Below are 12,806 nucleotides of genomic sequence, written 5' to 3'. Positions count from 1 at the left end.
GGGGTGAGGGTGCCGACCTCGGTGCTCCTCGCCGTCCTCGCCGCGGCCGGGCTGCTCGCCCTCGCCCCGGCGCTGGTACGCCGGTACGACGCCACCGAGCGCCTTGCCGCGGAGCGGGCGACGTCGACGGCGCGGGTGCTCCAGCGCCACCGCCGTCGCCGTACCGTGCCCGGACGCCGACCGATCAACCCCGCACGCCAGGTCACGGTTACGCTGCCCGCTCCATCGGGTGAATCCGCGTCCCCGCCACCACGTCGGCTGCGCCTGGTCACCGGCCGCCGTCCACCCCGCCGGGTTCCGCGCCGGCGCGGCACTCCCGCGGTGGTCCGCCGCCGCCGGGTGTTCGCCGCGCTGGCCCTGCTCAACGCGATCGAGCTGGTCGGCGTACTGGCCGTCGGACCCGGGTTCTGGATCGGGTTCGCGGTCACCGGCAGCCTGCTCGGGCTCTACCTCGTGCACCTGCGCAACCGGGCGATCGCCGATCGGCGCCGCCGCAAGGTCCAGGCCCGGGAGGCCGCCTGGCTGGCCGCGCGGCAGGCCGAGGTGCGGCGGGAACAGGCCCGGCGGGCCGCGGCGCGGCGGGAGACCCAGCGGCGGCTGGTGGCTCAGCGGGAAGCGGTCCGGCGAGCGGCCATGGGACTGGACCGGGAGCCGTCGGACCTGCCGGTGGCGGCCAACGGAGGGTCGGTGTCGTATCGGCGCCGCGGTGGGTTGCGGGGGCGTGCGTACGAGGCCGGCGGCCGGCACCACACGGCCTGAAATCAAGAGCTTTTTGTCGTGCGTCCGCTGTGGTGCGGACCGTCGCTCCCGCCGGGACCCCTGCGGGCTTCGCAGGCCGCTGGCGCGTCCCGAACGCGAAGCCCTCCGGGGCGACGTCCGCGGGTGGGCACGGTCAACCCCCGAAAACCGAGTGTGTGAAGTAACGGCGAGCTCCGCACCCGAACTTCACACACGCGAGGTTGCTGCGCCGTGTGGGGACTTCGGGTGCGGAGCGCACCGAAACTTCACACGCCCGGCGGGGGTGGTTCGCGGGGGTGCCGGGGGACCTGTTAGCCTTTCGGAAGTCCCAAGGTGAGGTACTGCCGCGGGACTGGTTTAGGGGCTGTGGCGCAGTCTGGTAGCGCACCTCGTTCGCATCGAGGGGGTCTGGGGTTCAAATCCCCACAGCTCCACGAGTAAGACTTGGGAACGCCTTCGGTTCACGGAAACGTGGACCGGGGGCGTTTTTTCATGTCCGCGACCGGGTCTGCTGGGCGCGGCTGGCCCTCCGGGGTGTCTCCGCCGGTCGATGGCACCCCTGGGAGCCAGCCGGGGCCTGGGGGCGCGGGGCGGTCGTGAGCGGCAGCGGCCTGGCGGGGGCACGGGCGGGACGTGGCTCGTAGCCTGCGGACGGGACTCGGTAAACGTACCCAAAAGGGTTTTCAGGTGTGGTGGAAGTGGAACGCGGCGATCTCCTCGACGCGGGAGCGGAAGATGCCGGCGCGCTGTTCGATGGCGAGAGGGTGGCCGGTGGGCTCCAGCTCGATGTAAGGGGGCTGGCCGACCGGGCGGGTGTGCAGGTTGGTCTTGAGGTTCAGCGTGGTCGGCTGGTAGCCGGCGATCTCGTTGGCGAGCCAGCCGAAGTACGGGGGCTCCTCCTCGCGGCCGGGCTGTTCCCAGACGTCGACCGCGCGGGTGAAGTTCGGGCGGCTCAGCGAGACCCACATGCTGTAGGTGAAGATTTCGCCGGTGTCCCAGACGGGCAGTTCGATCAGGCCGCGGATGAAGAACCGCTCGCCGGTGATCACGCACAGGTCCGAGTCGAGCAGGCAACCTTCGATGTCGGCCATCTCCGGAAGCCAGACGTCCGGGGCCTGCGCGGCGAAGCTCAGCGGGGGTCCGCTGTGTGCCGAGCCGCAGGTGCCGCACGCGAACTCGTCGGTGTTCATGGCCGCGAAGCATACGGCCGCGAGCCGAGTTGATCAGCGGCAGACCGGGGAAGTCACACCCGATGATCGTGGAATCTGAGCGTGGTGCTCATGGGATCTGAGCGAAATGTGAGGGTGGCTACTTTTGGGTGGTACCTCTTGAGCAAGTCTCGGAGGTGACCCGTTATGAAAGCACTCCTGCCCGACAACGAGATCGAGCGGCTGGCCGCGCTCTACTCACTCGACATCCTGGACAGCCCGGCGGAGAAGGACTTCGATGACATCGTCGCGCTGGCCGCCGCGGTGTGTGAGACGCCCATGTCCATGGTCAGCCTGATCGACGCGGATCGGCAGTGGGCCAAGGCCGTGACCGGCGCGGATTTCGCCGAGACCACGCGGGACCTGTCGTTCTGCGCGCACGCCATCCTCGGCCGTGACCTGCTGATGGTCCCGGACACCCGGAAGGACCCGCGGTTCGCCGACAACCCGGCGGTGACCGCGGCGGACGGCATCCGGTTCTACGCGGGTGCGCCGCTGATGACCACCGACGGCTTCGCGCTCGGCACGCTCTGCGTGATGGACGTCGAGCCGCGCCGGCTGGCGATGGACCAGCAGCAGTCGCTGCGCGCGCTGGCCCGGCAGGTGACCGCCCAGCTGGAGCTGCGGCGGTACGCGTACGCGCTGGCCAACACGACGGCCCGGCTGCAGCAGCTGGAACGCCGCAAGGACGACCTGGCCGGCCTGGTCGGCGGGGAGTTGCGCTCGTCGCTGCGGCTGATGTCGTCGTACCTGGAGAACCTGGGCGACACCGGGCGGCACGACGCCGAGCTGGCCGATCTGGTCGGCCGGGCCACGGCGGCGCACGTCCGCGGCTTCCGCGAGCTGATCGACCACCTGACCACGATGGCCGACGCCGGGCTGGGCGGGGACAGCCTGCACATGCGGGAGTGCGACCTGACCCGGGTGACCCAGCGGGCGGTCGAGGCGGTCCGCCCGATCGCGGCCAGCAAACACATCTGGATCCTGAACCAGGCCGGCGGCCCGTCGCTGCCGATCATGGCCGATCCGGTACGACTCGAGCAGGTGCTCACCCACCTGCTGTTCGCCGCGGTGAAGTACACGCCGGAGGGCGGCCGGGTCCGGGTCGGCACCGAGATGGAGTCCGGCCCTGCGGTACGCCTCGACGACATGGACCTGCCGGACGGGTTGCGCCCCGACCTGTTCCCGCACCTGTTCTACGGGACCATCGCGAACCCGGCCGACGTACCCGGCCCGGACCGGGGCCTGGCCGTGGCGAAACGGATCCTGGACGCCCACCACGCGACGGTGGCGCTCTCCGACCGGCCCGGCGACGGCACGTCGTTGCACGTGGTCTTCCCGTACGCGGATCTGACCCCGACGGAGCTGGTCCACGATCTGGCCGTGGCCTGATCATTTTCGGGCGGGCTCGGCTCGAGCGCTCGGTTCGAGCGCTTGGTTCGAGCGCTTGGTTCGGACGCTCGGCTCGGGCGCGAAAAGGCCCGCATCCCACCGGCTGCAGTTCGGGGGATGCGGGCCTTGTCTGTGCGCGCCTACCGCGGCGGTGACCCCGCGTGCGGCAGGTCGTAGTCCTCCCGGTGGGCCTGATCCTCCCGGTGGGCCTGTGACGGCACCGCCGGGGTGGTCGGCGGCGCCACCGCCCGCCCGCGCGCCTGCTGGCGTGGCGCCGGCACCTCCGGCGGGGCCGGCGGCCAGCCGTGCACCTGGGGCGCCACGGCCGCGCCGGCCGGTGCGGGCGGCGGGGGCGGGGTGTCCGGGCGCGCGGTCAGCCCGGCCCGGTTCAGCTTGTGCCAGCGCAGCCGGCCACCGGTCAGTGCGGTGGTCGCGGACTGGATCAGCACCAGGTACATCAGCTGGCGGTAGGCGAACTGCTGCAACGGCAGGCGCCAGAGCGGCTTGAGCGGCTCCCGGTCGAAGCGGAACGCCACCGCGGCGGTGAACATCTGCAGCGCCAGCATGCCGAGCCAGGCGATCAGGGTCTCCTTGAGCTCCCAGAAGACCAGGCCGTAGACCAGCATGATGTCGACCACCGGGGCGAGCATCGGCAGCGCCACCCCGAACAGGGCGAGGAACGGCAGGCCGACCCGGCCGAAGCGACCGGACGGGCCCTTGTCGAACACCGCCCCGCGGTGCTTCCACATCGCCTGCATGGTCCCGTAGCTCCACCGGTACCGCTGGCGGTAGAGCTGCTCCAGGGTGGTCGGCGCCTCGGTCCACGCCTTGGCGTGCTCCTCGTAGACGACCCGGTAGCCCTCGCGGCACAGCGCCATGGTGACGTCGGTGTCCTCGGCCAGGGTGTCGTCGCTGACCCCGCCGACCTTGGCCAGGGCCTCGCGGCGGAACGCGCCGATCGCGCCGGGGACGGTCGGCATGCAGTTCAGCGTCTCGTAGAGCCGGCGGTCCAGGTTGAAGCCGATCACGTACTCGATGTGCTGCCAGGTGGCGACGAGGCTGCCGCGGTTGCCGACCTTGACGTTGCCGGCCACCGCGCCGACCGTCGGGTCGCCGAACGGCTGCACCAGCCGCCGGATCGAGTCCTCCTCGAAGATGGTGTCGCCGTCGACGGTGACGATCAGGTCGTGCCGGGCCAGCGCGACGCCGGTGTTGAGCGCGTTCGGCTTGCCGCCGTTGGGCACCCGGACCACCCGGACGTTCGGCAGGCGCAGACCCTCCACGATGTCGGCGGTGCCGTCGGTGGAGCCGTCGTCGACCACCACCACCTCGATCGTCGGGTAGTCGCCACCGGCCAGCGAGCGGACGGCGGCCTCGATGCCCTCCTTCTCGTTGTAGGCGGGCACGATGACCGACACCGGGTCGGTGATCGGCGGGCCCCAGCGCCAGTCCGGTCTGCGGCGCTGCCGGGCGTGCCGGCCGGCGAGGGCCAGCAGCAACACGGTGCGGCCGATGGTCAGCAGCCCGACCACCAGGAACAGCCCGGCGACCAGGTAGACCAGGCCGTCGGCCAGCCGGACGGTCCAGATCAGCGCCGCGCCGCGCCACTCGTCGCCGGCCGCCGCGGCCGGGTTGAGCGGCAGCGCCGGGATGACCGAGGCGCTCTCCGGCCCGCGCCCGGCCTTGATGTCCGCGGCCTGTTCCGCGATGCCCAGGTTCAGGCCCTCGGTGACGGTGGTGAACCGGTAGCCGCGGGCCTTCATCATCGGGATGAACTTGGCCAGCGCCGCGACGGTCTGCGCGCGGTCCCCGCCGGCGTCGTGGAACAGGATGATCGCCGAGGTGTCGCCGGCCGGCAGCGCGTTGTGCACGATCTGGTCCACGCCGGGCCGCTGCCAGTCCTCGCTGTCCAGGTCGTTGACGACGATCAGGTAGCCGGCCGCGCCGGCCTCCTTGACGACCTTCCAGTTGGTCTCGTCGATCGCCTCGGTCTTCGACGAGTACGGGAACCGGGCCAGGTTGGTGTGCACGCCGGTGGCCCGGGCGATCGCCACCTGGTTCTGGGACAGCTCCAGACGCCGCCGCCACGGCGCGAGCAGCTGCATGTTCGGGTGGGTGAAGGTGTGCAGGCCCAGCTCGTTGCCGTCGTCGACGATGGTCTTGGTCAGCTCCGGGTGCCGGGCGACCTGCGAGCCGACCACGAAGAACGTGCCGTGCGCGTCGTTCTCCTTCAGCACCTGGAGCACCTTCGGGGTCCAGATCGGGTCCGGGCCGTCGTCGAAGGTGAGCGCGATGGTGCGTGCCGGCAGGCGACTGGTGGTCTCCTGTCCGCCGGTGGTGTTGACGATCGGCCCTCCGCCGCGGATCGACAGTGGCACCCCGGCCTGGTCGCCGACCTCGGTCTCCTTGTGGTCGGCGGTGAACTCGGCGTTGATGTACGCCTGCACCACGAGCACCGAGACGAAGATTCCGAGCAGCAGCGCGCCGAGCATCACCCGGGGGCGGGGCAGGATGCGCCGCCGGCTGCGGCCCCGGGTGCGCCGGGTCGGGGTGCTCGTCACACCGGCTCCCCGGACTCGTGCGTCTCCGGTTCGGCGGTGGTCGGGGCGGGCGAGTCGGCCGGGTCGTCACCCGGCTGGCTCAGCGAGGGCAGTTCGATCGGCTGGCTCAGCGACGGCAGTTCGACCGGCTGGCCCAGCGTGGGCAGCGCGACCGGCTCGACGGCCGGGGGCTTCGGGGCCACCGGTGAGGCGGACGGTTTCACCTCCGGCGAGGAGCTGACCGGCGGGGTGGTGGTCGACTCGGTGGGCCTTGACGAGCTGACGCTCGGCTTCGGCTTGGCCGGGGTGGCCGACGGCTTGACGGCCGGCGTCTTGGTGGCCTTGCTGGTCGCCTTCGGTTTCGGCGAGGCGGACCTGGCGACCGGCCGCTGCGCCGGTCGGGCCGGCTGGTTCACCGACTCGATGATGGGTCGTTTGCTCGGGGTGCTCGTCTGGCTCGTCGCCGGCGCCGGGATCGGCCGGGGTGGCACCGGATCGGCCTTGTCGTCGTCGTCCACGCCGGGCAACGGCAGCACGGCGCTGGAAGCCACCGGGCCGCCGGCCAGGCTGACGCTGACCAGCCCGCCGTAGGAGACGACGAGGATGCCGAACGCCAGGGCCGTGCGACGGAGCAGACGGCTCCGTCGCCCGGTGGAGTCGACGAACACCGGGGCCGGCGTCGCGATCGCGATCACTTCGGTCCGCTGCTCGGTGGTCTTCTGGTGGTGGGGCTCCTGCGTTGTCACGCGGCGAGCCTAGGAACATTTATCGCGATCTTGGCACATGTCACTCATCCGGGGGATGGCCGACTGATCCCCTGAAAAGGGACGAAATGATGAGGCCGAAGAATTGACCCGATGGCGCCGATGTGTGCCCGGCGAGAGCACGCTCCGCTGAGCTGCGGTGCGGTGCGTGATCGAAATACGTTACGCCAGATTCGACATTGATTTGCTGTCGCATTCCTGACGCTGAAGTTGAATCGTATTCGTGAGATGTTATGCGTAATAAAGACTATATAGGTTGAATGTCCGAATAGCCGGGATGTTGGGATCGGCACGGTATTCGGTGGCGATGACCCGTTGTGCGGCTCATCCATGCTCGTTAAGCTGCATCTTGCGCGCCCCTATCGACCGCTTCCCCCGTGGCAGTCGATCGGGGCGCGCCCTATTTCCCGCGCCGTGCAGTCCCGGCAGCGACCTCGTGATCTGCGAAAAAGACGAAGCCCGGCGAATTCGCCGGGCTTCGGTCATCTCACGCCACCTCAGATCCAGCGACTGCCCAGCCACATTCGTACCGACCAGTCGTCGTACGGCATGGTCGTGCCCACGAAGACCGGGAAGAAATAGGCGAAACAGAGCGCCACCAGCACCACGTACGTCCCGGCGACCACCGTGCCGATCAATTGCCGGTCGCTGCGGGCCGCGCCACGGGCCAGCCCGCCCGGTGGCGTCATGATCGCGCCGAGCACGTAGACCACCGCCAGGATCAGGAACGGCAGCGCCGGCAGCACGTAGAACGAGAACATCGTGCGCCCGTCCTTGACCGCGAAGTAGAACCACGGCAGCAGGCCGGCCATCGCACCGGAGAAGATCGCGTACGCCCGCCAGTCCCGCCGCGCGATGCCGAACCAGACCAGCGCGACGAGCGCCGGCAGGAACGACCACCACAGGATCGGCGTGCCCAGCAGCAGGATCTCGGCCGCGCAGCTGGTTGCCCCGCAGTTGCCGTTGCCGTTCCAGTAGAACGCCACCGGCCGCCCGAGCATCAGCCACTGCCACGGCCAGGACTGGTACGTGTGCTTCTCGGTCAGTCCGCTGTGGAAGTTGTACGCCTCGGAGTGGTAGTGCATCAGGTTCAGCAGCGCGCCCAGGATCGGCGGCTCGCTCAGCCCGTTCGCCTCCCGGTAGTGCCGGAAGTAGCCGGTGTCGGTGAGGAACCAGCCGGCCCAGGTGGCCAGGTAGAAGACGATGCTCAGGACGAAGCTGAGCACGAGATAGCCGAAGTCGCCGAGGATGCCGGCCACGAACGGGCCGCGGACCCGGGCCGACCGGCGGGCCTGCCAGCGCCAGGCCACCACCAGGCCGGCGAAGAACGGCGCGAAGAACAGCGCGCTCCACTTCACCCCGCAGGCCAGGCCGAACATCACGCCGCTGGCCAGCAGCCACCACGGCACGATCCGCGGGATCTTGTGGGTGGTCGTGGAGTCGAAGCCCTCCGCCACGGCCCGCTGCCAGCGCCGCCGGTAGTGGTCCCGGTCGAGCACCATGCACGCGAAGGTCAGCAGGATGAACAGGCCGAGGAAGATGTCCAGCAGCGAGGTGCGCGACAGCACCAGCTGGAAGCCGTCCAGGGTTCATCAGCAGACCGGCCATCCCGGCCAGGATGATCGAGTGGAACATCCGGTAGGCGACCCGGATCAGGATCAGGATCATCAGGGTGCCGGCGATCGCGGCCGGGAAACGCCAGCCCAGCTCGGTGTTGCCGAAGATCTTCTCGCCGATGGCGATCAGCCACTTGCCCAGCGGCGGATGCACCACGTACGCCGGGCCGTTGGTCTTCTCGTCCCACTCGACGCCGTGCTGGAGCATGTCCCAGGCGTCGGTCGGGTAATACACCTCGTCGAAGATGAAGCCCTTCGGCTTGTCCACCCCGGCCAGGCGCAGGATCGCGGCGGCCGCCACGATCACCGCGGTCACCAGCCACGAGTACGGATCGAGCCGGGTGTCCAGCGTCGACAGGCGTCGCCGGACGAGTTCGGGCACGTCGCGTACGCCACGGGACGACTCCGCCTCGGCGGGGGACTCCGCGATGGTCGGGTCTGTCTCAGCTGTCGCCGTTGTCACCCCGCGATCGTAGGCTGCCTGGCTTTGAAGTGATGCCCGGGCGTGTGGTGGACTTTTCGGGTGTCTCGAGAAGAAGCAGGTACCGGGCGGGTCGTTCTGGCAGGCGCGCCACTGGGCAACGTCGGTGACGCCTCGGCCCGGCTGCGGGAGGTGCTCGAAACCGCGGACGTGATCGCGGCCGAGGACACCCGGCGGCTGTCCCGGCTGGCCAAGGACCTCGGGGTGACGGTGCGCGGGCGGGTCGTGTCGTACTTCGAGGGCAACGACGAGAAGCGCACCCCGGAGCTGGTGGAGGCGCTGGCCGGCGGCGCGGTGGTCGCGGTGGTCACTGACGGCGGCATGCCGAGCGTCTCCGACCCCGGGTACCGCCTGGTCCGGGCCGCGCTCGACGCCGGCTACCCGGTGACCGCGGCGCCCGGCCCGAGCGCGGTGACCACCGCGCTGGCCCTGTCCGGGCTGCCCAGCGACCGGTTCGTGTTCGAGGGCTTCCTGCCGCGGACCGGCTCGAACCGCCGGTCCCGGCTGCGCGAGCTGGCCGCCGAGCCGCGCACCCTGGTCTTCTTCGAGGCGCCGCACCGGATCACCGGCGCGCTGGCGGATCTGGCCGCGACGTTCGGCGAGGACCGGCCGGCCGCGGTCTGCCGGGAGCTGACCAAGACGTACGAGGAGATCCGCCGCGGCACCCTGAGCGAGCTGGCGGCCTGGGCCGCCGCGGGGGAGCCGCGCGGCGAGATCACCGTGGTGGTGGGCGGCGCGCCGGCCGGTCCGGGCGAGCGTCCGGACGACGACGAGCTGCGCGCCGAGGTCGCCCGGCGCGAGACCGCCGGCGACTCACGGCGCGACGCGATCCAGGCCATCGCTGACATGTACGGCCTGAAGAAGCGGGACGTCTACACGCTGGTGCACGCTCAGTAGGCAGCCACCAGGAAGCCGGCCAGCAGCAGGATCGGTCCGCCGACGCTGGCCAGCAGGGCGTACCGCCGGGACCTCGGCGACTCCAGCCGCCGGGCACCGGTGGCGCCGGCGATCCCGTACCCGCAGATCAGCACGAGCAGGAAGCCGAGCGCCCAGCGCAGGTGCATGAGCAGCCCGGGCGGCGCGGTGTAGGCCTGGTCGCTGCCCGCGCGGACCATCCGGGCGCCGGTGACCGCACCCGGCTCCCGGGCGCCGCCGGAGATGCCGAGCAGGGTCACCCGGCCGGCCGTGAAACTGCCGTCAGCGGTGGCGAACCGGCCGGTGCAGTGCTGGGTGAGCCCGGTGCCGTCACACTGGGTGGTGATCGCGTATCCCGGGTCGCCGTGCCCGGTGGCCAGCCAGAACGGCTCCGCGCTGACCCAGGCGAAGAACGCCGCCACCAGGCTCAGCCCGACCAGCGAGACCATCGCGGCGACCGGGTTGGCGGCCGGTGGCCGGCGGCGCCGCCCGGGACGCGGGTCGTTGCGGGCCTCGGCCGCGATCCGGGCCTCGTCGGTCGACCAGAACGGCGAGTTCTCCATCCGCTCCAGCCGGGCCTCGGTGTCCGGGGTCGCGCCGGCCGGCAGCGGCGGCAGCGGCACGCGCGGCGGGCGCCGCGGGTCCAGGACGACGGTGGGCCGATCGCCGGCCTTCCCCTCCGGCGCGGCCGCCGGTGTCGCGGCCTCCGGCACGGCCGCCGAGGTCATGGCAGCCGGCACGGCGGCCGCCGTGGTCGCGGCCGCCTCCTCGCCGAGCCGGCCCGGCTCGATGATCATCAGCTCGCCGGCCGTGGCGAGGCGCTCGCCCGCGGGGTCCGCCGGTGGCGTGAGCCGTTGCGTGACGTCCTGCGCGCCGGCCGCCCGGGCCGCGTCGCCCGCCCGGTCCGCCCAGTCCTGCGAGGTGGGGTCCCGGTCGGCCGGGCCGTGCCACCACGTGGCGTCCGGCTCCGTCTTGCCCCACGGGTTGTCCGTCGGCGTTTCCCCTGGTTGCGGCGCGTTCCCGGTCACCCGTCCAGTGAACTACGCGGCTCGGTGACCGGCCCGCCAATGTCCGGGCGTGTCGGGACAAATCGGTCGGCCGCCTATCCGTTCGCCAAGCTCCGGGGCGGGTCACTACGCTTAGTCGTCATGAGTCACGTTCTCGCCGCGGTCGCCTGGCCCTACGCCAACGGCCCGCGCCACATCGGTCATGTTTCCGGCTTCGGGGTGCCGTCCGACGTCTTCAGCCGGTACATGCGGATGGCCGGCCACGACGTGCTCATGGTGTCCGGCACCGACGAGCACGGCACACCCATCCAGGTCCAGGCGGACGCCGACGGGGTCACCCCGCGCGAGCTGGCCGACCGGTACAACCGGGTGATCGTGGAGGACCTGCACGGTCTCGGGCTCTCCTACGACCTGTTCACCCGGACCACCACCCGCAACCACTACGCCGTGGTGCAGGACCTGTTCGAGGCCCTGCACGCCAACGGGTACATCGTGGCCCGCACCACGCTCGGCGCGATCTCCCCGTCCACCGGCCGCACCCTGCCGGACCGCTACATCGAGGGCACCTGCCCGATCTGCGGGTACGACGGCGCCCGCGGCGACCAGTGCGACAACTGCGGCAACCAGCTCGACCCGGAGCAGCTGGTCAACCCGCGCTCGCGGATCAACGGCGAGACGCCGAACTTCGTCGAGACCGAGCACTTCTTCCTGGACCTGCCGGCCTTCGCCGAGGCGATCGGCGGCTGGCTCGACCAGCGGGAGAACTGGCGGCCCAACGTCCTGAAGTTCTCCCGCAACCTGCTCGACGACCTGCAGCCCCGGGCGATCACCCGTGACCTGGAGTGGGGCGTGCCGATCCCGCTGGACGGCTGGCGGGACCGCGCCGACAAGCGCATCTACGTCTGGTTCGACGCGGTGATCGGTTACCTCTCGGCGTCGATCGAGTGGGCCCGGCGCACCGGCGACCCGGAGGCGTGGCGCCAGTGGTGGTCGGCCGACGCGCAGGGCAAGGACGCGTCCGCCTACTACTTCATGGGCAAGGACAACATCGTCTTCCACTCGGTGATCTGGCCGGCGCTGCTGCTCGGCTACTCCGGCGAGGGCGACAAGGGCGGCCAGCCCGGCCCGCTGGGCAAGCTGAACCTGCCCACCGAGGTGGTCTCCAGCGAGTACCTGACGATGGAGGGCAAGAAGTTCTCCTCGTCCCGGCGCGTGGTCATCTACGTGCGCGACTTCCTGGAGCGCTACGACGCCGACGCGCTGCGGTATTTCATCGCCGCGGCCGGCCCGGAGTCCAACGACACCGACTTCACCTGGGCCGAGTTCGTCCGGCGCAACAACGACGAGCTGGTGGCCGGCTGGGGCAACCTGGTCAACCGGTCGATCTCGATGGCGGCGAAGAACTTCGGCGTGATCCCGCCGGCCGTCGACCTGACCCCGGAGGACCTCGCGCTGCTCGAGGTCGCCCGGACCGGTTTCACCACGGTCGGCGAGCTGATCGGCAAGCACCGGCAGAAGGCCGCGATCGGCGAGGCGATGCGGGTGGTCGCCGAGGCCAACAAGTACCTCTCCGACCAGGCGCCGTGGAAGCTCAAGGACGAGTCGCAGAAACAGCGGCAGGGCACCGTCCTGCACGTCGCCCTGCAGGTGGTCAGCGACGCGAACACGCTGCTCACGCCGTTCCTGCCGCACTCGGCGCAGAAGGTGCACGAGCTGCTCGGCGGTGTCGGCACGCACGCGCCGATGCCGGAGATCGTCGAGGTCGACGACCTGGACGGCGGCCCGGGTTACCCGGTGCTGATGGGTGACTACACGGTCGGCGCCCGCTGGGAATCGGTGCCACTGGTGGCCGGCACGGTGCTGAACGCGCCGAAGCCGGTCTTCCGCAAGCTCGAGCCGACGGTGGTCGAGGAGGAGCTGGCCCGCCTGGGCGGCGACTCCTGACCCCGCGTTCCACCGAGAAGGCCCGGCTCTGCCGGGCCTTTTTCGTGACCGGGAGCTGACGCACGGGTGTCCATTCCCCGGCTTCCTGCCAGTTGTGCCCTACCGCACTGCGGGCTGATCAAAACGGCATTGATCGCGGTCGTGTCGACCGGCTACATTGATCGCTGCCACGGGGGAACGTTGGCGTTCTGTCGATACGGG

General features: G+C 71.0%; 8 protein-coding genes, 1 tRNA gene and 1 pseudogene. 5 read left to right on the top strand and 5 right to left on the bottom strand.

The features are described from left to right. Positions 1–3 precede the first annotated feature (3 nt). Positions 4–759: a divisome protein SepX/GlpR gene (sepX, locus tag ADL15_RS28310; protein WP_198171055.1), complete on the top strand. Its 756-nt coding sequence runs from the start codon at positions 4–6 to the stop codon at positions 757–759. Positions 760–1,098: 339 nt separating this feature from the next. After that, positions 1,099–1,172, top strand: a tRNA-Ala gene (locus tag ADL15_RS28305). 249 nt (positions 1,173–1,421) lie between these two features. Here ADL15_RS28305 and ADL15_RS28300 read toward each other — a convergent pair. Continuing rightward, positions 1,422–1,928, bottom strand: a complete 507-nt coding sequence (locus tag ADL15_RS28300; protein WP_083971841.1) for a DUF2199 domain-containing protein — start codon at positions 1,926–1,928, stop codon at positions 1,422–1,424. A 165-nt stretch (positions 1,929–2,093) separates the two neighbouring features. Here ADL15_RS28300 and ADL15_RS28295 point away from each other — a divergent pair, with 165 nt between their 5' ends. Next, a complete protein-coding gene (locus ADL15_RS28295) occupies positions 2,094–3,338 on the top strand; it encodes a GAF domain-containing sensor histidine kinase (protein ID WP_067697535.1) in 1,245 nt (414 codons plus the stop codon). 140 nt (positions 3,339–3,478) lie between these two features. On the opposite strand, the gene ADL15_RS28290 is transcribed toward ADL15_RS28295, so the two are convergent. The 3 genes and pseudogenes from ADL15_RS28290 to ADL15_RS28280 form a co-directional block, all read right to left on the bottom strand. Continuing rightward, a complete protein-coding gene (locus ADL15_RS28290) occupies positions 3,479–5,830 on the bottom strand; it encodes a bifunctional polysaccharide deacetylase/glycosyltransferase family 2 protein (RefSeq protein WP_198171059.1) in 2,352 nt (783 codons plus the stop codon). A 65-nt stretch (positions 5,831–5,895) separates the two neighbouring features. Beyond that, complete coding sequence (locus ADL15_RS28285) at positions 5,896–6,624, bottom strand: hypothetical protein (RefSeq protein WP_067697532.1); 729 nt, start codon at positions 6,622–6,624, stop codon at positions 5,896–5,898. A gap of 515 nt (positions 6,625–7,139) precedes the next feature. Next, a pseudogene (locus ADL15_RS28280) lies at positions 7,140–8,721 on the bottom strand (dolichyl-phosphate-mannose--protein mannosyltransferase). 60 nt (positions 8,722–8,781) lie between these two features. On the opposite strand from ADL15_RS28280, the gene rsmI reads away from it, so the two are divergent. Beyond that, a complete protein-coding gene (gene rsmI, locus ADL15_RS28275; RefSeq protein WP_067697530.1) occupies positions 8,782–9,636 on the top strand; it encodes a 16S rRNA (cytidine(1402)-2'-O)-methyltransferase in 855 nt (284 codons plus the stop codon). On the opposite strand, the gene ADL15_RS28270 is transcribed toward rsmI, so the two are convergent. Beyond that, entirely contained in the window at positions 9,630–10,682 is a 1,053-nt protein-coding gene (locus tag ADL15_RS28270; protein WP_067697528.1) for a hypothetical protein, read from the bottom strand. The genes rsmI and ADL15_RS28270 overlap by 7 nt on opposite strands. A gap of 120 nt (positions 10,683–10,802) precedes the next feature. Here ADL15_RS28270 and metG point away from each other — a divergent pair, with 120 nt between their 5' ends. Beyond that, positions 10,803–12,605 carry a methionine--tRNA ligase gene (gene metG / locus ADL15_RS28265; RefSeq protein WP_067697526.1) on the top strand — a complete coding sequence of 601 codons (1,803 nt, stop codon included), beginning with the start codon at positions 10,803–10,805 and terminating at the stop codon, positions 12,603–12,605. The last annotated feature ends 201 nt before the right edge of the window (positions 12,606–12,806 follow it).

Origin of the sequence: Actinoplanes awajinensis subsp. mycoplanecinus, from assembly GCF_001509495.1 — a bacterium.
In the GTDB taxonomy this organism is placed as follows: Bacteria; Actinomycetota; Actinomycetes; order Mycobacteriales; family Micromonosporaceae; genus Actinoplanes; species Actinoplanes palleronii.
The sequence above is the reverse complement of the archived record's forward strand: the minus strand, read 5'-3'. Positions and strand labels throughout refer to the sequence as shown.